The organism is Pedobacter sp. 10L46_2 (genome assembly GCF_056395165.1).
This window is the reverse complement of record NZ_JBFTIZ010000047.1, coordinates 1-21,944: the sequence shown is the minus strand read 5'-3', so window position 1 is coordinate 21,944 and position 21,944 is coordinate 1. Positions and strand designations below refer to the sequence as shown.

21 protein-coding genes and 1 pseudogene are annotated in these 21,944 nt (G+C 39.0%); 13 read left to right on the top strand and 9 right to left on the bottom strand.

Going from position 1 to position 21,944, the window contains the following annotated elements:
• The 7 genes and pseudogenes from rpsB to AC1DDX_RS07580 form a co-directional block, all read right to left on the bottom strand.
• Positions 1-679: 30S ribosomal protein S2 (gene rpsB / locus AC1DDX_RS07610; RefSeq protein WP_477621916.1), on the bottom strand; the 679-nt coding region annotated here is incomplete at its 3' end.
• 18 nt (positions 680-697) lie between these two features.
• Positions 698-983, bottom strand: a pseudogene (gene rpsI / locus AC1DDX_RS07605) (30S ribosomal protein S9).
• 11 nt (positions 984-994) lie between these two features.
• Positions 995-1,438, bottom strand: a complete 444-nt coding sequence (rplM, locus tag AC1DDX_RS07600) for a 50S ribosomal protein L13 (protein ID WP_048907936.1) — start codon at positions 1,436-1,438, stop codon at positions 995-997.
• 249 nt (positions 1,439-1,687) lie between these two features.
• A complete protein-coding gene (locus AC1DDX_RS07595) occupies positions 1,688-2,458 on the bottom strand; it encodes an SDR family NAD(P)-dependent oxidoreductase (protein ID WP_172659228.1) in 771 nt (256 codons plus the stop codon).
• Between the two features lie 23 nt (positions 2,459-2,481).
• Positions 2,482-2,898 (bottom strand): L-rhamnose mutarotase, encoded by a 417-nt coding sequence (locus AC1DDX_RS07590; RefSeq protein ID WP_172659229.1) that lies wholly within the window; start codon positions 2,896-2,898, stop codon positions 2,482-2,484.
• Between the two features lies 1 nt (position 2,899).
• Positions 2,900-4,543: a sodium:solute symporter gene (locus AC1DDX_RS07585; RefSeq protein WP_172659230.1), complete on the bottom strand. Its 1,644-nt coding sequence runs from the start codon at positions 4,541-4,543 to the stop codon at positions 2,900-2,902.
• Positions 4,544-4,563: 20 nt separating this feature from the next.
• Positions 4,564-5,793: an enolase C-terminal domain-like protein gene (locus AC1DDX_RS07580; RefSeq protein ID WP_337717136.1), complete on the bottom strand. Its 1,230-nt coding sequence runs from the start codon at positions 5,791-5,793 to the stop codon at positions 4,564-4,566.
• A gap of 151 nt (positions 5,794-5,944) precedes the next feature.
• Between AC1DDX_RS07580 and AC1DDX_RS07575 the strand changes: the two genes are divergently transcribed.
• The 7 genes from AC1DDX_RS07575 to AC1DDX_RS07545 all read left to right on the top strand — a co-directional run bounded on the left by AC1DDX_RS07575 (position 5,945) and on the right by AC1DDX_RS07545 (position 15,861).
• Positions 5,945-6,490 (top strand): sigma-70 family RNA polymerase sigma factor, encoded by a 546-nt coding sequence (locus tag AC1DDX_RS07575; RefSeq protein WP_172659232.1) that lies wholly within the window; start codon positions 5,945-5,947, stop codon positions 6,488-6,490.
• 119 nt (positions 6,491-6,609) lie between these two features.
• Positions 6,610-7,251: a hypothetical protein gene (locus tag AC1DDX_RS07570; RefSeq protein WP_172659233.1), complete on the top strand. Its 642-nt coding sequence runs from the start codon at positions 6,610-6,612 to the stop codon at positions 7,249-7,251.
• A gap of 15 nt (positions 7,252-7,266) precedes the next feature.
• Positions 7,267-8,514: a DUF4374 domain-containing protein gene (locus tag AC1DDX_RS07565; RefSeq protein WP_337717134.1), complete on the top strand. Its 1,248-nt coding sequence runs from the start codon at positions 7,267-7,269 to the stop codon at positions 8,512-8,514.
• 89 nt (positions 8,515-8,603) lie between these two features.
• Complete coding sequence (locus tag AC1DDX_RS07560) at positions 8,604-10,988, top strand: TonB-dependent receptor (protein WP_172659235.1); 2,385 nt, start codon at positions 8,604-8,606, stop codon at positions 10,986-10,988.
• A gap of 22 nt (positions 10,989-11,010) precedes the next feature.
• Positions 11,011-12,213, top strand: a complete 1,203-nt coding sequence (locus AC1DDX_RS07555) for a DUF4374 domain-containing protein (protein ID WP_337717131.1) — start codon at positions 11,011-11,013, stop codon at positions 12,211-12,213.
• A gap of 24 nt (positions 12,214-12,237) precedes the next feature.
• The gene (locus AC1DDX_RS07550; protein ID WP_337717129.1) at positions 12,238-13,365 is read left to right on the top strand and encodes a PepSY-associated TM helix domain-containing protein; all 1,128 of its coding nucleotides are present in this window, start codon (positions 12,238-12,240) and stop codon (positions 13,363-13,365) included.
• Positions 13,366-13,374: 9 nt separating this feature from the next.
• A complete protein-coding gene (locus AC1DDX_RS07545) occupies positions 13,375-15,861 on the top strand; it encodes an outer membrane beta-barrel protein (RefSeq protein WP_337717127.1) in 2,487 nt (828 codons plus the stop codon).
• Here the strand turns inward: AC1DDX_RS07545 and AC1DDX_RS07540 are convergent.
• Positions 15,845-16,195 carry a hypothetical protein gene (locus tag AC1DDX_RS07540; protein WP_337717125.1) on the bottom strand — a complete coding sequence of 117 codons (351 nt, stop codon included), beginning with the start codon at positions 16,193-16,195 and terminating at the stop codon, positions 15,845-15,847. The genes AC1DDX_RS07545 and AC1DDX_RS07540 overlap by 17 nt on opposite strands.
• A gap of 105 nt (positions 16,196-16,300) precedes the next feature.
• Here AC1DDX_RS07540 and AC1DDX_RS07535 point away from each other — a divergent pair, with 105 nt between their 5' ends.
• From AC1DDX_RS07535 to AC1DDX_RS07520, 4 genes are read left to right on the top strand one after another with little or no spacing between them, the layout of a single operon-like run.
• Complete coding sequence (locus AC1DDX_RS07535; RefSeq protein WP_477621915.1) at positions 16,301-16,507, top strand: YtxH domain-containing protein; 207 nt, start codon at positions 16,301-16,303, stop codon at positions 16,505-16,507.
• Between the two features lie 10 nt (positions 16,508-16,517).
• A complete protein-coding gene (locus AC1DDX_RS07530) occupies positions 16,518-18,311 on the top strand; it encodes an MBL fold metallo-hydrolase (RefSeq protein WP_477621914.1) in 1,794 nt (597 codons plus the stop codon).
• Between the two features lie 5 nt (positions 18,312-18,316).
• Positions 18,317-18,874 (top strand): YeeE/YedE family protein, encoded by a 558-nt coding sequence (locus tag AC1DDX_RS07525; protein ID WP_288881478.1) that lies wholly within the window; start codon positions 18,317-18,319, stop codon positions 18,872-18,874.
• Between the two features lie 10 nt (positions 18,875-18,884).
• A complete protein-coding gene (locus AC1DDX_RS07520) occupies positions 18,885-19,301 on the top strand; it encodes a DUF6691 family protein (protein WP_172659243.1) in 417 nt (138 codons plus the stop codon).
• Between the two features lies 1 nt (position 19,302).
• Here AC1DDX_RS07520 and pepT read toward each other — a convergent pair whose 3' ends face one another.
• A complete protein-coding gene (gene pepT / locus AC1DDX_RS07515) occupies positions 19,303-20,556 on the bottom strand; it encodes a peptidase T (protein ID WP_288881517.1) in 1,254 nt (417 codons plus the stop codon).
• Between the two features lie 67 nt (positions 20,557-20,623).
• On the opposite strand from pepT, the gene AC1DDX_RS07510 reads away from it, so the two are divergent.
• Positions 20,624-21,271 carry a hypothetical protein gene (locus AC1DDX_RS07510; RefSeq protein WP_172659244.1) on the top strand — a complete coding sequence of 216 codons (648 nt, stop codon included), beginning with the start codon at positions 20,624-20,626 and terminating at the stop codon, positions 21,269-21,271.
• Between the two features lie 21 nt (positions 21,272-21,292).
• Positions 21,293-21,944: M14 family zinc carboxypeptidase (locus AC1DDX_RS07505; RefSeq protein WP_477621913.1), on the top strand; the 652-nt coding region annotated here is incomplete at its 3' end.

The window sequence follows — 21,944 nt, the reverse complement described above, 5'->3', positions numbered from 1 at the left end:
CATCTAAACCTTCTTCAATTGCTTTGATGATACCATCAGTAATTAAAGAGATAGATTTAGTTGCATCATCATTCGCTGGGATTGGGAAATCGATGTTTGAAGGGTCAGAGTTAGTATCAACCATTGCAAAAGTTGGAATGTTTAATTTCAACGCTTCGCTAACAGCGATGTGCTCTTTTTTAACGTCAATTAAAAAGATAGCAGCTGGTAAACGGTTTAAATCCGCGATACCACCTAATAAGCTTTCTAGTTTGATACGCTCACGCTGAATCATTAAACGCTCCTTTTTAGAAAGGATCGAATAAGTACCGTCTTTAGTCATTTTATCGATGGTAACCATCTTTTTGATTGACTTACGTACGGTAGCAAAGTTAGTTAACATACCACCTAACCAACGTTCAGTTACGAAAGGCATGTTTACTTTTTTTGCTTGCTCAGCAACAATTTCTTTAGCTTGTTTCTTAGTAGCTACGAAAAGAATCTTACGACCAGATTTAACGATCTGTTTGATTGCTGAAGCAGCTTCTTCAGTTTTAGTTAAAGTTTTATTTAAATCTATAATGTGGATACCATTGCGCTCCATGAAAATGTAAGGCGCCATTTTTGGGTTCCATTTACGGGTAAGGTGACCAAAGTGTACACCTGCATCCAATAAGTCTTGATATGTAGTTCTTGCCATTGTTTTGTCTCCTTAAGATTAACGTTTACTGAATTGGAATTTCTTACGTGCTTTTTTACGTCCTGGTTTCTTACGTTCAACCATACGCATATCACGGGTCATTAACCCTTTAGCACGTAATGCTGGTTTTTTCTCAGCATCTAATTCAACAATAGCTTTAGCGATAGCTAATGTATTGTAATGGTAACGTTGGGAAATATACTTTGTGGTCTTTACCATTTACGGTAATAGTGCCGTTGCCTTCTTTTAAATAGATACGTGCAACAGCTGTTTTTCTTCTTCCTGAAGTGTTTGTAACTGACATTTCTTCTTTAATTAAAGTTTAATGGTTTTTGGTGATTGTGCCTCGTGCGGATGCTCTGAACCTGCGTAAACATATAAGTTGGTGTATAATTTAGCACCAAGTTTAGTTTTAGGTAACATACCACGAACAGCTTTCTCGATAACACGTTTTGGGTGTTTAGCCATTAACTCTTTTGGAGAAATGAAACGCTGACCACCTGGGTATCCGGTGTAAGAAGTATAAATTTTCTCTGAAAATTTATTTCCGGTCAACTTAACCTTGTCTGCATTAATAACGATAACGTTATCACCGCAGTCTACGTGTGGGGTATACTCAGGCTTGTTTTTACCACGGATGATCATTGCGATCTTCGATGACAAGCGCCCCAAAATCTCGCCTTGTGCGTCAACAACAACCCACTGTTTGTTAACAGTTTTTGCATTGGCAGAGACAGTTTTGTAACTTAACGTATTCACTTGCTTGTATTTAATTTGTTTAACAATTATTTATTCCCCCTAAATTTTAGGGACTGCAAAGATAGTGTAATATCTTTAATTGTCAAACAGTTGAAGAAATATTATTAGAATAATAACGGGAAACGCTCTCCGTCAAAAATTTTTAAGCAATTTTTATACAATCTTAACACAAGGTTTATACAATGTTTATACAATCAAAAACTGTTTAAACGCTGTTTTACATCTGTATAACTAAAGCTCAGTCTGGCTTTATCTTACAGACCTGTACCCAAGTTCCGCACCGCCACTAACAGGCAAAATTGTTCCCGTAATAAACCTGGCTTTTTCCGAAAGCAAAAAAACACAGGCATCAGCAATCACATCTCCCTCCGGACAATAGCCCAAAGGATGTATATCGTCCAAATATTGTGCTATCGATGCCGGATTCGGTTGCTCTTTACTCCACTCCCGCAGCATAGGGGTCCAAACTCCCGCTGGCAGAACCGCATTTACACGGATTTTATATTGTGCATAATCCAGCGCCATCGATTTTGTCAGCGTATTCATTGCGCCTTTGGTAGCAGTGTAAGCTGCATGGTTTTCCTGTCCTATTTCTCCAACAAGACTACTTGTATTCAAAATACATCCTTTAGATTCTTTTAATGCTTCAAATCCATATCGGGTTGTATAGAGTATACTTTTCAAATTCACATCCATCAAATTTCCCCATTCCTCATCGCTGGTCTCATGCAAAGGTTTAGATGGCGAGGCCACACCTGCATTGTTGTGGATCGCATCTAATTTTCCATAGCGGGCTAAGGTCTTTGCAATTGCTATTTCAACATCATCGGCTTTAGATACATCGCATACAATACCGAGATGCGCAGAACCCAATTGCCTTACAGCATCTTCCACAGGTTCAGGCGAAGATGCCGCAACAACCACATTTGCACCGGCCTCGGCGTAAGCCTTTGCACACTCAAAACCAATCCCTGCTGAACCTCCCGTGAGGAAAATAACTTTACCGGATAATAATTGCATATTCAATATTTTTTCTATAAATCTTAATCTGTATGGAAAACCTGTTCCATATCTGTCCACACTTGCTTTTTAGCCGCTGCTTCGGGCAATGGTTGCTGGCAAGGATCTGTTTCTTTCCACCATCTTTGGGTTTCCGGATCATCCGCCATCTTCTTCATATCCGCATCAAAATCAACACCCGTATATTCAAAATAGCTGAACAAATAATAAGCATCTCCTATCTTTTCCAGATAAATCGAATAATTCCTGATGTTACATTCTTTTATTTTCTTTAAAACGGATGGCCAGGCATTGGCATGTAATTGCTTATAGTAATCCAATTTTTCGGGCTTTAAACCTGTTACAGAACCAAATCGCTTAACATTAGCCTGCTTGGTTTCTTCTTTACAACCGGTCAGAAAAAGGCCGGTAATAAACACAATGAGAATATATCTTTTCATTTTATCTGAATATACAATACAATACACCTGTCACTAATAAAAGCAAGCCCGACAGCACTTTGTAATTTCCTAATCCCTTCCAGGCAGTCCCCTGCAAAGGTTCCCATGGCGATTTCCAATAAAGCTGTGCGCTCTCTTCGGTATGTTGCACAGGATAGATATAAGAAAAGCTTACCTGAATAATCACACAGGTGCAAAAAAGRTAAAATGCCATCATCATAAATGGTATATGGCCAATTAGGGTTTCAGGAAATATCTTATTGATAGCAAATACAACTACTCCCAGAACAGACCCGATCCATAAGGTTAATTTGGCTGATTGGGCAGATGCTCCTTTCCAAAATACGCCCAACAAAAACACACAGGTTATTGGCGGCGCAATGTGCGCTATAATATCATTGATTCCACTAAATATGCTTTCGTATCTATTTAATAAAGGCAGCAATCCTAATGAAAATACAAGAGCAATACCTGCAGCTATTTTCCCTATCCTGATCAATTGTTTATCTGATGCCTCGGGGCGATAGCGCTGATACATATCATAACTAACCATTGTTGAAATGGAATTTAAGGCTCCTGAAACCTGACTCATTAAGCCCGATAAAAGGGCCGCTACTAAAACACCAATCAATCCTGAAGGCAGCAGCTGAGTAATCATAAGCGTATAAATGCCCTTTGAGTTTACATTTCCCTTATCATCAACACCTAAACTGCTTACATCTAAATGGCCGGTCTGCACTAAAGTATAAGCAAACAAGCCTGGCAGCACGAAAATAAAAACAGGTAAAATTTTTATAAACCCACAAAATAAAGGCCCTACTCTTGCATGATTTTCATCTTTAGCACCAAGCACGCGCTGTACAATGGTCTGATCTGCACACCAATACCAAATACCCAAAATAGGATAACCCAAAAACACGGTATACCAGGGCATTCCGCTGCTATCGCCATGTGGGCGCAGCATCGAAAGTTTATCCATCTCACCTTTGTTTTTTAATACATCAGTCATTGGTTCCCATCCGCCCATTTTATTAAAGGCAGCATAGCTGATAATAAAGGCTCCTGCAAGCAAAACAACTGTTTGGATAGATTCTGTTACAACAACGGCTTTTAGCCCGCCTATAATGGTATAAATAGCTGTGATTATACAAATTACAATCACGCTTACATACATGTTAAGTCCAAACAGGGTTTTCAATACAATACCACCCGCCAGCATAGAGAACGCGATATGGATAATTATTGCAGATACTACTGAAATGACAGCCAGCCAGTCGCGACTGGAGCGGTCGTAGCGCTTTTCCAGAAAATCGGGTAGCGTAGCAACTCCCGACTTAATATAAAATGGGACAAAAAACAGCGACAACAGAATAAGTGTAAACGCCGCCATCCATTCGAAATTACCATTAAGCAAACCACTATCAAAGCCGCTTTGCGCCAGACTAACCAAATGGACTGTAGAAATATTTGTCGCAAACAGCGCCAGTCCTATAGCCGGCCATTTTAACGTTTTACCAGCCAGAAAATACTCGCCGGCAGCATTCGCTTTGCTTTTGCGCCGATGACTGATCCCCGCCCATAAGCCTATAGCTAAAATACCAAGTATATACAGGATACTAATGCTTAAGTCTAGTGATTTTAACATCGCATATATTTTTCTGAGGTTTAATTTAAGGGTTTCAAATCGCAACTGCTGCCGGGTTCCATTGGTGTTTTATAAACCCCGCCCTCTATAATCACAGGATGCACAAAGTGCTTTTGCAAATGGGGAATGTGCTCCAGGAACAAAGCTTCATGGCCCATTGTAATGTGATTAAATAGCACTAAATGCTGATGAAGCTGACCCATATCGCCTACGTGTGGCACCACTGGAATTCCATATTTACGACAAAGCAGACTAACAGTAATAAATTCACTTACACCGCCCACCCTTACTGCATCAACCTGCATAAAACCTGCAGACCTGGTTTGCAAATAGTTCTTAAAGATAATGCGGTTTGGTACATGCTCTCCTAATGCAAGTTTGGTTGGGGCAATAGCATCGGCCAGTGTTTTATGTGCAAGTACATCATCCGGATGAGTTGGTTCTTCTATCCAGTAAGGATTCATGCCTCGCAGCTCTTTGCATATTTTTAGTGCTTGCGGTAATGTCCACTGCTGATTTGCATCCAGCATAACTTTTACATCATCTCCGGCTACTTCACGCACAATATGCGATCGGCGGATATCTCTCTGCGGGTCTGAACTGCCCACTTTCAGTTTCATAGCCGTAAAGCCTTCAGCAATGGCTTTCTTACAATTTTCGCGAACCTTCTCATCTGTATAATTAAACCAGCCTATTGAAGTATCGTACCCTGGATAGCCCTGGGTAACAATTTGTTTGCGAGCCTCTTTACCTGCCTCATTATCTTTTAATAATTGTAAAGCCTGAGCGGCCGTAAGCTCATCTTCTAAATAAGACAGATCAAGTGTATTTACTATTTCTTGTGGTGATAAATCATTTAACAATTTCCAAAGTGGCACTCCTCTCTTTTTAGCCCAAAGATCATAACATGCATTGGTAACAGAGGCAAGAGCCAAATGCACTATACCTTTATGTGGTCCAAGCCAACGAAACTGCTGCTCATTGGACAGCTGATTAAATACGCTTCCAAAATCAGACATTAGTTCTTCAATATCTCTTCCTTTTAGCTGATCTGCATAGAACTGCGCAGCCTTGCAAACAAGATCATTTCCCTCTCCAAGCGTAAATGCAAAACCTGTTCCCACTAAACCGCCGTCATCAACCAGATTGGTTACTGCATAAGAATATATGGGATCACGATGAATGGCATCACTGCCTGCACCCTTAGCTAACGGAAACCTTGCATCCTGTATATTTATACTTTTAATCATAAATCTAAATTAGTGCGTTACCTTGCTCCAAACAATGCATTATACTTCTGTTTTAATGAATTATTCTATTGCTTTAAATAATTCTTCATTCTATTGTTTATAATAAATCTAAATAAGCTATATTTGGCCCGAATCACAAAACGCGAGGGCATTGTCAGACAGAAAACCTACAGATTATTGCACCAATCCTCTACGGATCGACGAACAAGCGTTCGAAACCGTATATAATCTGTATTGGGAAAAAGTCTACGCTGTTTGCTACAACAATATCCGCGAAATAGAACCTGCAAAAGAGATGGTTCAGGATATTTTTAAATCACTTTGGGAACGCCGCCATGAGCTTGAACTCGAAAAAGTAAGCAACTATCTAATCAGATCTGCTAAATTTAAAACATTCGAATACATCAGAAATAAAGTTAGCAGGCAGAAGCATGTAAGCATCAAAATGCAATATTCATGCCCATCAAGCAATTGTACCGAAGAGCATGTTTTATTTAACAACCTTAAAGAAAAGGTAAATATCCTTGTTGATACGTTGCCATGCCAATGCAAAAGAGTTTACAAGATGAGTCGCGAGCAAGGGCTTAGCAATAAAGAAATTGCCTCTGCTCTTCTGATTACAGAGCGTGCAGTAGAATATCATATTACCAAAGCAATGAGCGTGCTTAAAGTTAAACTTGCACCCTATAATAATTAATTTTCAATAAAGCTTACGGAAATTACAGCGTTATGCTACTTACATTTAAAGCGCTAATTTTATATAAGTTTATGTTACTTTTACCAAAAAGACCTAAAACCAGGTAACTGTAAAGCCATATGAATATCAATCAAGAACTGATAGAGAGATACCATAGAGATGAGTGCACTCAAGAGGAACGCAAGGCGGTAGAGGATTGGTTGTTTGCAGATGACTCGGCAGAAGAGCTGGATCTTCCGGTTGGCGAAGACAAGGCAGCCCACAAGGCTGCTATTTGGAATGAAATAGCTCCCGCACCCGCTAAGGAAAGCATTACCAAAAGCCATTCGCTTTCATTCTGGAAAGGCGCAGTTGCGGCTTCAATAGTTTTAGGATTACTAGGCTTGGGTTTTTATCAATTTACAATAAAGACAAAAAATGATTCGCCTCAATTTGTGTCTGTCGATAATACTTCAGCAATAAGCGTTAGGCATCTTGATTCTAAAGGCTATAATATTTCCGTTGGCCCAAATACACTTGCTAAAATAAATTATGCTACAGGCTCCGTTGACCTATCGGGGAGTATGTTGATTTCTCCTAAAAAAGATGTAGAGCTTAAATTTAAAGGAACTGATAAAAAAATATCCTTAAAAGGGGGTCAAACTTACATTATCCTTAACGGTAAAACAGACGAGGATAAGATCATTGTAGTTAGCGAAAGAAACCTGATGGACTTGCCGCCTGTATTACAAAAACAAATCATAAATCAGTTCAGTATCTAATAAAACAAATCATCCTTGCAAGAAAAAACAATATATAAATCTGTTAAAAAGGTTATTCTTTTATTAACATCAGCCACCTTATCATTATTCCTTTATTCCTGCTCCCAACAACCAGAAACCAGCAACATGCTGGCGGGCAAAAATTACAGCATGTATATTCTTGGAAAAGATGGTAAAGAATATATCGTTGAAACCAACTCCTTAGACAGCGGAAAAATATTACCTGAACAACAAGGGGCAATGTTAGATGCAAAAGCAATGGACAGAGACATCATTGTTAAAGACGGTAGCTACTACCATCTAAACAGAAAGAAAGCTAAATTATCTAAATACAACGTACAAAAGGATTCTTTACATACTGTTGCATCTATCCCGCTAAAAGATTTTTCAATAGAGAATTATTTATGGGTAGGTAAAGACTCCTTGCTATTAACAGGATTGGACATTAAAGGTTTTAAGCAGGCAAAATACGTTCTGATTGAAACCGGAAAGATGGATCTGCTATCTTCAGGCAGCCTCGCAATTCCCCAGCCTTCTGGTAAGCTTACTTCTATGTCAATTGGGTTTGTAGAGCTGCGTAAAAATCACTTTTTCGTTGGTTATACGTACCACCAGCAATTAAGTTCCTCCAATTATACCACAAGCGACACCACTTACATTGCCGAGTTGGGCTATCCGCAAATGAATCTTTTAAAGATCGATAAAGATACCCGTTCCACCTATCCGGGGGGCATAAACACGGTACAGTCTTATTCCTTTAATGATGAGCACAACAATTATTACTTCATGTCGTGTCCGGGAATAGCTCTTGGCAATCGCCCCGACCTACCTAGCGGAATATTTAGAATCAAAGCAGGTGATGAAAGCCTGGATAAGGACTACTTTATCAACATCTCTTCGTCATTAATAAATAACCATGCTTATGGCATGTGGTATATTGGCAACAACAAAGCCATCATCAGAAGTGAAAGAAAGGACCTTTTTAAGGGATTAGGCGATCATTATAGCACCGCTCATTTTGAATTTTATCTGATTGATCTGGCCGCAGCAAGAGTTATTAAAAAACTTAACCTTCCCCTAGATAAGGGAACAAGAAGAGAGTGTATTATTGTTAAAGATAATATGGCCTACATTGCGGTCAATTCAAGCACTCAAGGCAACTTTATCTGGATTTATAACCCCAAAACAGATGACTTAAAGAAAGGGCTTGAACTGGCGGGCAATACCGATTTCATTATGCGCATCGATAAACTGAATCCTTAGAATTAAACTATTTTAATATTTTTTGCTTTCCCACCTTCGGGGAAGTCGTGGTTATGCTACTTACAGTATAAATACACAATATTAAAATAATGCTATATCGTAAAACTTTACTTTCAATATTCTTTACCGCTCTATCATCTTATGTGTTCGCACAAAATTCTTCCATCTCTGGAATTGTAAAGGATAGCACCACAACCATTTCCGGCGCTTCTGTTGTATTAAAAAATACAAAAACCGGAATCACAACTGATTCTAAAGGGTATTTTGAATTAACTAATCTCGTAAAAGGAGCCTATACCATTCAGATAAGCTACCTCGGCTATATTGCAGAATCGAGACGGATAACACTGAAGGAGGGCGAAAAACTCAACATCAATTTTTCTCTAAAAAGGGATCTCAGATTATTAAACGATGTAGCAATTGATGGAAAGACTAAAACACGAGAGATTAAAGAGTCCGGATTTTCGGTAAATGCCATTGAGACTAAAAAGTTTGCAAATACTACTGCCGACTTAAATCAGATTTTGAACAGGAGTACTGGTGTTAGAATCCGTGAGCAGGGTGGATTAGGTTCTGACTTCAAATTCTCCATCAATGGGTTATCAGGAAAACAAGTCAAGTTTTTTATTGACGGTATCCCAATGGATGTAATGGGAAGTGCAATGTCATTAAATAACATTCCTGTTAACTTGGCAGAACGCCTAGAGGTTTATAAGGGGGTTGTACCTGTTCAATTGGGGGCAGATGCAATGGGTGGAGCCGTAAATGTGATTACAAACCAAAAGGTAAGCAACTATCTTGACCTAAGTCATAGTTACGGTTCATTCAGCACCAACCGATCGGCACTAACGGGCCAATATGTTCATGAGAAAACAGGGATTATCATAAAAGGAAGTGGCTTTTTAAATTCATCTGTAAACAACTACAAAATGAAAGGTGTCGATGTAGTTGTGGGTGGTGTAAGAGATGGCAATTACATTACGGATGTTACCGATGCGGAGTATGTGAAGGCAGATGTCAGACGTTTCCATGATAATTATTTATCAGCTCTTGGTCAGGTAGAAGTAGGTATCACCAATAAAACATGGGCAGATGTGCTTTTCATTGGAGCCGGATACAATGAAGGTCATCAAGATTTGCAAACTGGCTTCGACCAAAACACGGTTTATGGAAAAGTTCGAAGAACCAACTATGCAAAAAGCGGAACTTTAAGATATAAAAAGGACAACCTATTTACCGAGGGACTGAATTTTAGTGCATTTGCAGCAAGATCCAAAGACACATATAAAACCACAGACACGCTGTTCCGCAATTATAATTGGGATGGGACCTGGTACGATAAAGGCTATACTGAAATGGGCAACGGGATTAAAACCATCGCCAATATCGTTAGACCACGCACCTATGCAATGGGAAACTTGAGTTATGTCATAAATAGTCAGCATTCTCTAAACCTTAACTATACACTCGATCATTTAAAGAATGAAAACTACAATCAGCTACAGGTAGATCGCGACAGTCTTCCTGGCCTGATGAATAAACAGATTGTAGGCTTTGCCTATCAGCAGAACTTGTTAGAAAACCGTTTGGTAAACACCGTTTTTGGAAAATACTACCATCTTGGTTTAGAAAGGGCTAAATATATTAATGGCGCCTATGCATTACTCGATACTGCCTTTGGAAATTTTGGGTATGGCATAGCTTCAAGGTATAAATTAACCAAAGGTCTCGGCATCAAGGCATCTTATGAGCATACTTATAGACTTCAGGAGGCGGAAGAAATGTTTGGCGACGGATTAAACCTGCAAGGTAATCCTGACTTAAAGCCTGAGCGCAGCGACAATATCAATTTTGGCGCATATTATGGCTTTCAAATTGATAAGAGCTCGTTTTTTATTGAAGCATCGGCATTTTACCGCAATGCGAAGGACTTTATTTTTCCTGTGCCAGATGTGCGTTCTAAATTGTTAAAAAACGAAAACCAGTCAAGCGTTCGCATTACAGGCTTTGAATCTGAGGTAAGATATAACTACGCTCAGCTTCTTTCCCTAACATTAAACCTTACCTATCAAAATGCAATAAATACAACAAAATTTGGGCAGACGGAATCTTACTATATTGAAGGAACGTATAAAAATAAAATCCCTAATCAGCCGTGGTTATTCGGAAACGCCGACTTCACCATTGGTCAAGACAACATCCTTGGAAAAGATACCCGTTTGCAATTTAACTGGTTTACACAGTATGTAAACTGGTTCTATCTGACCTGGGAAAGTAAAGGAAATCCAAATGGAAAATCAGACATTCCTACACAATTTATCCATAACGCCTCTCTAAGTTATTCCCTTCAAAAAGGGAAGTACAACATTTCTGCAGAGTGCAGAAACCTAACAGATCACCTTGCCTACGACAACTTTAAACTACAAAAACCTGGCAGGTCATTCTCCGTTAAACTCAGATATTTCATTCAATAAATTAATATTTCACACAATAAGCATGAATAAATTATTTTACTATACACCAAAACTGCTACTGGTTGCATTAATGCTCATATCAGTTAGCGGATGCGAAAAAAGAGACATTGGTAACGTAGAAGAAGGAACGAAATACGCTGCAATTCTATGTGTGGGCAGCTGGCCGAATACTGCTTATTACATCACCAGCATTCCTTCATTAACCAGCGGTACAATTAGCTTAAAGGGCAATGGTGCGGAAATGACAGGAAAAGTATATGCGCAGGATGTAGTGCAGAAAGATGGCTTTTACTATCATGCAAATGCCAATAGCGGGCGTTTAGGAAAATATCACGTAGAAAATGGATCATTGATCATAGACAAAGAAATTCCTTTTGCATGGTTAAACTGGAGTTCTTATGCCTGGGCAGATAATAACACGTTGGTTATTTTCGGAGAAGGTAATGGAGAAGCGCGTTATGCGGTAGTTAAGGTAGATAAAATGACCATTAAAACTGGCACACTTGGCCTTGAAGCCATCCCTTCTGGATTTCAGACCTATAGTATCGGCTTTGCTGAATACAGGGCTAACAAATTATTTCTGGGATATGGTTTCGGGTCTAATGACTGGTCTCAGTATCCTAACATGCCTGTTTATCAAAAATCATTTGTAGCTGTTATAGATTATTCGACTATGGTTGTGGAAAAATCATTAGCGGATACGCGTACCACGGGGCTTGGCGGACCAAGTGTTTATGCTCCATCATCTTTTGTTGATGAAAACAATGACTTGTATTTCATTAGTGATCCGGTAAATGTATATGATTACAAATCACCTGCAGCAATGTACCGGATTAAAAACGGACAAACAGAAATTGACCCTAGCTATTTCTTCAATTTTTCCGCTGCTGCTAACAATGAAATGGCTCCGGCAATGTGGTACATTGGTAATGGAAAAGCTATTGTAAGATCACGGATAGCCGGACAGTCCATTGATGCAGATCATTACTTCCGTGTTATTGACGTGAAAAATGGCACCCTTGTTAGAAAATTAGATCTGCCCGTGGATAAAGGTGAACGAATGGTAAATGGAGTAATTGTTGAAGATGGAAAAGCCTTTATTGCGGTTAATGCTGCCGACAGAGACTACATTTGGGAGTATGATCCGGCTACTGAGAAATTAACAAAAGGTGTTGAATTTATAGGTGGCATCGATTACATCCTTCGTATAGAAAAACTGAAATAGTAGATATAACTTTTGACTTGATAAATGGTTTTCAAAAAGATCAATGCCTGGTTTCATTTATGGCTTGGATTAGCATCCGGAATTATAGTATTTATCCTAAGCATTACTGGCTGCGTCCTGGTATTTAAACAAGAAATAAAAAGCATTAGCTCACCATGGCTACACGCCCGAAAAACTATAGATGCTGATCAGTTTTTACCCCCTTCTGTGCTTTACAAAGCCGTTCAAAAAACTTTGCCAGGCAAGGAAGTGGAATCAGTATGGTATTACGGAGAAAACAGGACTGCACAACTTACCATTCATGAATCAGATTCCATTGTCTATGTAAACCCTTATACTGCAAATGTGGTTGCCATGGTTGATCATGAAGACATCTTCCATTTTTTTGAAGATGGACATTATTATATGTGGCTGCCAGAAAAAATAGGCCATCAAGTGGTAGGATGGGCCACTTTCATCTTCTTTTTTCTCCTTATAAGTGGCCTTATATTATGGTGGCCAAAAAAATGGACTAAAAAAACACGCGAGCAGAGTTTTAAAATAAAATGGCGTGCAAAATTTAAACGGGTAAATTACGACTTACACAATGTGCTCGGTTTTTATTCCATCATTATAGCCATTATTATGGCATTTACAGCACTAATGATGAGCTTCACCTGGTTTAACAAAAGTGTATACTGGATGGCTGGTGGAGAAGATAAGCCTCGTATACAGGCGTTGTCTGACACAACAAGCAATTCCAAATCAAATATGCTTTCACAGGTTGATAAGGCATGGCATAAAGGCATAAACGAAATTGCTGAACACGAACGCAATGATATTCTGATGCATTTTCCAGAGAAAGCATCAGATCCGATTTATGTGTGTACGGATATGTACAGAGGAACATGGCGCGATGTTTATCTGGATCAGCACACACTTGCGGAGTTACCTGCTTCAAGTAAAAGATTAAGAGACGAAGACCTTGCATCCTGGATCCGCCGGTCTAATTATGGCTTACACGTAGGAGCATTTGCTGGCCTTACAACAAAGATCATTTATTTTTTTGCCAGCCTGATATGTGCCAGTTTACCTGTTACTGGTTTCTATGTTTGGTGGGGTAAAAGAAAAAAAGCAGCAAAAAAAAATAAACTCGTTCCAATACTTTCTTAAAGAAAACCTATGAAAACATATAGTACAGGAGGCCCAAAGCTTTCTACAGGATTCCTATTACCCTTTATTTTGCAAATGGCATTTATCGCTTTTCAACTCCCTTGCTATGCACAAACCAAAGGCAATATATCGGGCAAGGTAGTTGATCCCCAGGGCATACCTATAGAATATGTTTCTGTAGGCTTGCTCTACGAAGATGGAAAAATGGTAAAAGGAGCATTAAGTGACTCAACTGGAAAATTCACATTTTCGGCTGTCCCTGATGGAAAATACCTTGTAAAGGTTACCGGGGTAAGCTATCATCCGCTCACTACTCAATCATTTGTTATATCCGTAGAAAACAGAATACTGGACCTTGGCCTTTTAAAATTAAAGGAGGACAGCAAATTACTAAATGCAGTAGTGATCTCGGCACAGAAAAAGTTAGTAGAACAGACAATAGATAAAACAGTAATTAATGTAGAAAACAGCATCTTATCTGAAGGCAATACGGCGTTAGAACTTCTTGAAAGGGCTCCCGGTGTTAAAGTTGGTGAAGATGGCCAGATTTCGTTAAAAGGCCGTTCTGGTGTGTTAGTGATGATCAATGGAAAATCAACTTATCTCTCTCCAAAAGAGTTAAGCACCTTATTAAAAGGAACTAATTCTTCTTCTATTTCAAAAATAGAAATCATGAGCAATCCATCTGCTAAATATGACGCGGCCGGAAATGGTGGTATCATCAATATCCAGATGAAGAAAAATATGAAAACCGGTTTAAATGGGTCAGTCTCTTTAAACGGAGGGGCTAGCAGGAATGCACGCTATGGCAGTGCACTAAGTTTAAACTACAGAAACGACAAGGTAAATGTTTATGGCAGCTATGATTACGGTTATCGTGGCGAAACAGAATACCTGGATTTTGTTAGACGCTTTTATGATAACGGCAATGCAGGAGGTATCGCAAGCCGGGCTTCTTATCAGGATACAGAAACCGATGAGCCACTACATACAAATAACTTCAGGCTTGGGCTTGATTACGAGCTTGACAGTTCCAATACAATCGGGTTGCTTATAAATGGTAATGTTGGGAAATACACACATGATAGCAAGACTGGAAACAGGCTAATTTCTGGTGATGGGACAATAATTAGTCGTATGGCTACAACCAATTACGACCAGCAGAACTGGAAAAACTTAACATACAATGTTAACTACCTTCATAAATTTAAAAAAGAAGGCAGGACATTCTCAGCCGATGCTGATTTTGCGAGTAATAGCTTTACTTCTAATCTAAATTTAAAGACAACAACACTTCCATCAACGGATGGACAAGCCGGAATAACCACAAACAGACGAGGATATATCCCTGCCGTAACAGATGTATATCTTGCTAAAATAGATTACGCAGATCCCCTCACCAAAACAATAAAATTAGAAAGCGGACTAAAAAGCAGCATCATACAATCCGACAATAACCTCCGATACGATGTACTAAACAATGGCAACTGGGAGTACGACAGTAATGGCAGCAATCATTTCAAGTATAAAGAACAGATACATGCAGGATATTTCAACATTAATAAAGAATTTAAAGGCTTTAGTGTACAAGCAGGTTTAAGAGGCGAATATACGAGAACACAGGGCCATCAAATAACTACTGATTCTTTATTGATCCGCAGCTACTTTCAACTGTTTCCAAGTGTATTTATAAACAAGCCTATTGGCGGTAATCATCAAATTCAGGCTGCTTATAGCAGAAGAATAGAAAGACCAGATTATGGGGACCTCAATCCGTTCAGAGTGTTCAGAGATCCGCTGCTTTTTTATCAGGGAAACCCCTTTTTAAAACCAGAACTGATCAATACATTTCAATTGAGCCATAGCTTTAAGGGGAAATATACTACCGCGATAAACTACAACCAAACTACCGATGTGATTACCTGGCTAAGCGGCCAGATAGATTCATTAAATACCACTTTTGAATCTCCTCAAAACTTAAACAGGCTCATTAACTATGGCATTAGCTTCACCGCTTCTACCACATTTATTGAATGGTGGAATGGAACACATTTCGCAAACATTTTTCGTAACGAGTATAAAGGAAATGTGCAGAACAATACGTTTAACAACAATACAACGAGCTTTAGTTTCAACTCTCAAAACTCATTTAAAGCCGGCAAGGGCTACACGATGGAATTAAGTGGATTTTATTACTCTGGTTCAGTTTATGGTATATCAACCTACAAAGGAAGCTATGCAATATCAACTGGTGTACAAAAAAACATATTGAAAGATAAGGGAAACATTAAGTTTATGGTAAATGACATTTTCCAATCTAACAGATACAGGGAGCAAACAAAATATCAGAACATAGACATGTATACCAATAAAAGGCCTGATAGTCGTAGGATAATGTTATCTCTTTCTTACCGTTTCGGTAATCAAGACATTAGTAAAAAAGACCGCAAAACAGGTAGCGAGGACATTCAGAATAGAGTTAAGGGCGGTGGATAAGCAATAATATACTTTGAATTATTATCCCTGCAATTAAACAAGCACTAATGGCAATATATAGCCAGCTATTCCCAAAATAATTATGTTCAAATGAAGCCACGATTACATTGTAGGTCCATATTGCCAAAAAACCAGCAAACACCAACACAGGCAATCCAAGAATAAAATATATTGTTGTAGGTTTTATGTCTTTCTCCGCATTTCTGACGGTCAGGCCACTAAAAGCAATTACCGTGAAAATGCCAATCATCGCATAAGATGTGCTGTTTAGCAAATAGAACAAAAAGTATACAATAGCTAACGCAATATTTATATAGGATATGGACTTTAACATCTGTTAAAGATACTGATTCAATTGCAGGGACTGCATTAAGAAAAATGTAAAACAAGAGAACCATTCGGCCTTATTTTTGTTTAACTTTCATAAACGAATATCATTATGAAGAAAGAAACTAAAATAATTGCAGGTATATTGGCAGGAGTAGCTCTTGGCACAGCAATAGCAGTAATACTATCATCAGATAAAGATGGTGAAATGAAAGGCAAAGTAACCGATTGGTTCTRCGATTTATTAGATTCTTCTAAAGACAAGCTTGCAGATGTTTCAGATAAAGTGAAAGATACCATTGCAAAAGTAAGAGCGTAATATATTCTGAATGAAGATTGCTTTTCATGGTGCAGCACGCGCTGTAACTGGTAGTAAACACCTTATTACCTTAAATAACGAGACTCAAATTTTATTGGACTGCGGCCTTTTTCAGGGCATGGGCGACATCACAGAGGGCTTAAATGAGTCCTTCGGATTTGATCCTGCAAAGGTTACTTACATGATCTTATCTCATGCGCACATAGACCATTGCGGATTGCTGCCTAAGTTGGTTTCTGAAGGTTTTAATGGGCCTATATATTGTACTCCTGCAACGCGTGATCTGGCCAGGATCTTACTATTGGATTCGGCCAAAATACAAATGCAGGATGCAGAATATGCAAACAGGAAAATTAAGCGTGTAGAAGATCAGGAAATGCCGCTGTACACAGACAAGGATGTTAACAAAACGCTTAGTTTGTTTAAAACGGTTTCCTACGATCAGGATTTTGAAATAGACCCTAACATAACCCTACGGTTTACCGATGCAGGACACATTGTTGGCAGTGCAGCGGTCCATCTAAAAATAACTGAAGATGGAAAGGTAACGCATATCACTTTTAGTGGAGACGTTGGCCGTTATGGGGATTTACTGTTAAAAAGTCCGCAAACATTTCCTCAGGCCGATTATATCATCATGGAATCTACCTATGGCGATTCCCTGCATGTTGATCTGGAGCCCATAGAGAATATGTTATTGCAGATTATTAAGAATACATGCGAGATCAAAAAAGGGAAAGTAATTATACCGGCTTTTAGTGTAGGTCGTACTCAGGAACTACTTTATGCACTAAATGGACTGGAGCTTAAAAACCAATTGCCCGATGTCCGCTATTATGTAGACAGCCCTCTTTCATTTGAAGCGACTCAGGTATTAAAAGACCACCCGGAAGTATACAACAATGGTGTTAAAGAGGTTTTCAAAGTAGACCATGATATCTTCGATTTCAGAGGTTTAAAATTTATAGAGAGCGTTGAAGAATCCAAAGCGCTGAATAGTGATGATCGCCCTTGCGTAATTATATCCTCATCCGGAATGGCAGAGGGCGGTAGGGTTAGACATCACATCAGAAACAGCATCACCGATCGGAAAAACACCATTTTAATGGTCGGTTATGCAACGGCTAATTCCTTAGCCGGCAGGTTAATTGCCGGGCAAAAAAGAGTTTGGCTATTTGGGCAGGACTCTTATGATGAGCCGGAAGAAATGCCGGTAGATGTTTACTTTAGAGGGGAAGAGGAAATGCCGGAACTGGAGCTTAAGGCTTTAGCATTGTGCAATGGAAAAGTACTTGATGTTGGTGCTGGCGTGGGTAGTCATGCGCTCATTTTGCAAAAACGCGGGTTAAATGTAACCGGAATGGACATTTCTGGTCCTGCGGTTACCATTATGAAACAACGAGGGTTAAAACAGGCCATCGAAGGAAACATCCTTACCTATAAAGAAGATACTTACGACACGCTCCTCTTTATGATGAATGGCATTGGCCTTACAGGATCAATTGCAGGGCTAAAGGCTTTTTTAAAGCACGTGAAGGGTCTCTTAAATCCTGGCGGGCAATTGGTATTTGATAGTTCCGACCTATCTTATCTCTATCAGGAAATACCCTTTCCTCTTAACGGGTATTATGGAGAGGTAAGTTTCAGGTACGAATATAAAAGCATTAAAGGCAATTGGTTTAAATGGGTTTATGTAGACCAAAAAACGCTTAAAGACATTGCTCAGCAATCTGGCTGGGATGCCGAAATAGTTTTTGAAGACGATCACGATCAATATTTAGCACGGTTAACATTAAGCAAATAAACACTATGCTTGAACTTATTAAACAACCCTGGCCATGGTATACATCAGGCCTGGCCATCAGTTTTATAATGGTAATTCTGATTTTTTTTGGAAAATCTTTTGGCTTTTCATCAAATCTGCGAACCATGTGCAGCATACTGGGAGCAGGCAAATGGGTAAGTTTTTTTAATTTTGACTGGAAAGCACAAAGATGGAACTTACTTTTTCTGATTGGCTCCGTAATTGGCGGTTTCATTTCTGCGAACTGGCTTCAATCAGATGTTCCTTTAAATTTATCGGAGACAACTATTCAGGACCTTCAAAAACTTAACATTCAGTTCGACGGAAACATTGTGCCTTCGCAATTATTTAACTGGGATTTTCTGGCAACAGGGAAAGGGCTGCTGATTTTTCTTGGAGGAGGTTTTTTAATTGGTTTTGGAACACGTTATGCAGGCGGTTGTACATCAGGCCACGCCATTAGCGGTTTGTCTAACCTGCAAATTCCTTCTCTTATTGCGGTTATTGGCTTCTTTATTGGTGGCCTGGTAATGACACATTTAATTTTCCCACTTCTATTTTAATCATTAACTCATGATCAAATCAGTTAAATATATTCTTGCCGGCACACTGTTTGGCATTATTATGAGTAAATCAGAAGCCATATCCTGGTATCGCATTCAGGAAATGTTCCGATTCCAATCATTCCATATGTTTGGCATTATGGGCACCGCCGTAATTACAGGTGTAATTGCGGTTTGGCTAATGAAAAAATTGAAATCCCGTGATGTTGAAGGAAACCCAATTTCATTTACAGATAAGGAAAAATCATGGCGCCGATATTTATTTGGCGGCACCATTTTTGGATTGGGATGGGCACTTACAGGCGCTTGTCCGGGGCCAGTTTTTGTGCTGCTCGGACAAGGCTACCTGGTTATGATAGTAGTAATAATTGGTTCGCTATTGGGCACATTTGTTTACGGATTATTAAGACACCGTTTACCCCATTAGCCTAAGCTTTTTCTTCCCAAATGGAGGCAATATTTACAATGGTTTGAACTGCTTTTTCCATGTCTTGTACCGATGCCCACTCTTGTTTACCATGAAAAGCATGCTCTCCGGCAAAAATATTAGGACAAGGTAAACCCATAAATGAAAGACGTGAACCATCAGTACCGCCTCTGATACTTTGCTGCTTAGGCATAATTCCTGCTCTTTTAATCGCTTCAATGCCGCATTCGATTACCTGAGGGTATTGATCCAATACTTGTTTCATATTACGGTACTGAGGAGTTATTTTTAACTCATAGGTAGAGTTTGGAAAATCTTCAATAATATTCTGAACTGTAGCATCCAATAATTCGCCATTAGCACTTAATTCTTCATCATTAAAAGCACGAAGAATAAAGCGGGCTTCGGCCTGCTCTACACTTCCTCCAAAAGTAACAGGATGGATAAACCCTTCTTTAAGCTCTGTCGACTCAGGAGAAAGACAATCTGCAGGCAATGCACTAATTACATCAGACAAGATCTTTATTGCGCTTTCCATTTTCCCTTTAGCAAAGCCTGGATGCGTACTCACACCGTTTATGGTTAATACAGCTCCATCAGCAGAAAATGTTTCATCTTCTATTGAGCCTAAAGTTTCGCCATCAATCGTATATGCAAAATCAGCACCAAGCTTTTTCAAATCTGCTTTATCTACCCCGCGGCCAATCTCTTCATCAGGTGTAAACAGGATCCTGATTTTTCCGTGTTTAATTTCAGGATGCGATATTAAAAAGGATGCTGCCTCCATGATCTCGGCAAGTCCGGCTTTGTTATCTGCTCCAAGAAGTGTTGTTCCGCTTGCGGTAATAATATCATTCCCTATCTGGTCTTTTAAATCTGGATGTTCTTCCATTTTCAAAATGATTGATTCATCATCAGGAAGTACCAGGTCCTGTCCTTGATAATTGGAATGAATAATGGGTTTCACATTTTTACCGCTGCAATCAGGAGAAGTATCCATGTGCGAACAGAAACAAATTACAGGAACCTCTTTTTCTGTAGTAGCAGGTATGGTCGCGTACACATAGCCAAAATCGTCAAGATGTGCGTCTGTAATTCCCATTTCCAAAAGTTCTTCAACAAGAACCTTTCCCAGATCCTTTTGTTTGGCTGTTGATGGCGTGGTTTCAGATAATGGGTCTGATTGTGTATCAATTTGGACGTACTTTGTGAACCTACCTTGAAGTGTTTTGTTATTATTTTGATATTTTAGCATATTCATATAGAAAAAACAAAGTTATATATAAGATTACTAAATAGGTTCGAAACTTAAAGAAGAAACTTTGAAAGCAATATTTACCTCAATCCTGGCTCTTTTACTTTGTTTAACCGCTACAGCGCAATCTAACTTTTACAAACTTAGCCTGGGCGGCGGCGGCGGGCTTACCCAATCGTTTACAGACTATGAAAAGTATAAGTTTGGAAAGTCTATTTACGGTGTTGGCGAATTCTTTTTTACCCCTTTCATTAGTCTCGGCGGAGAAGGACAGATAGGTCGGATTAAAGGTGAAAGCAGAGATCCTGCCTTTGAGACGCCACAATTTGTTAACGCTTACAAATCATTAACAATTAATGCAAAACTCTACCTGGGTGCTTTAATTGATTATAAAAGAAATGGTTTTTCTAACACTATAAAAGGGTTATATATGGGCGCTGGTTTAGGAGGCATATTAAATAACATAAGCGGTGCCGAAACCCCGAAAACAAAAGACATCATCATTCCTCTTAATATTGGATACACTTATTACTTTCCTAATAAAGCCGGTTATTATAGATATGGGATCAATGCAAACTATCAAAGCACCATTAGCCTTGATGGAGGTTTAGATGGAAGAGAAGAAACTTCCCATACAGACATCTACACTTATTTTTCTATCGGCATCAGGTATCAATTTGGACCAATGGGACTTTCCACAAAAACACTGTATTAACCCGGCATTTTCCCAACGCTAATGAAGCCCTATCTCATCATCTTACTTTTATTAATAGCAATGGATACATCAGCACAATTAACGCCATACGAATTAAGCGACAAAAAAGAAACAGCAACTTATTATGAAGCCATTAAGCACTATGAACAGTTAGATAAGACATACGAACAGGCTAAGTTATTTACCTATGGGAACACTGACTTTGGCAAACCCCTGCACCTTTTGGTTTTATCAAAAGACAAAATATTTGATCCTATTGCCATAAGAAAAAGCAACAAGCGTATTTTACTAATAAACAATGGCATACACCCCGGAGAGCCCGAAGGTATAGATGCCAGCATGATGCTGGCCAGAGATTTATTAAAAGGGGACTTATTGCCTAAAGACGTTGTAATCTGCATCATTCCTGTTTACAATATAGATGGTAGCTTTAACCGAACAGGTACATCCAGGGCAAACCAGAATGGCCCTGTGGCTTATGGCTTTAGGGGAAATAGTAAAAATTACGATCTGAACAGAGATTTCATAAAAACAGATTCTAAGAACTCCCATTCCTTTCAGGAAATCTTTAATATCTGGCAACCAGAAATATTCGTAGATACGCACACGAGTAATGGTGCAGACTACCAATATGTAATGACACTTATTCCAACCCACAAAGACAAGTTAAATC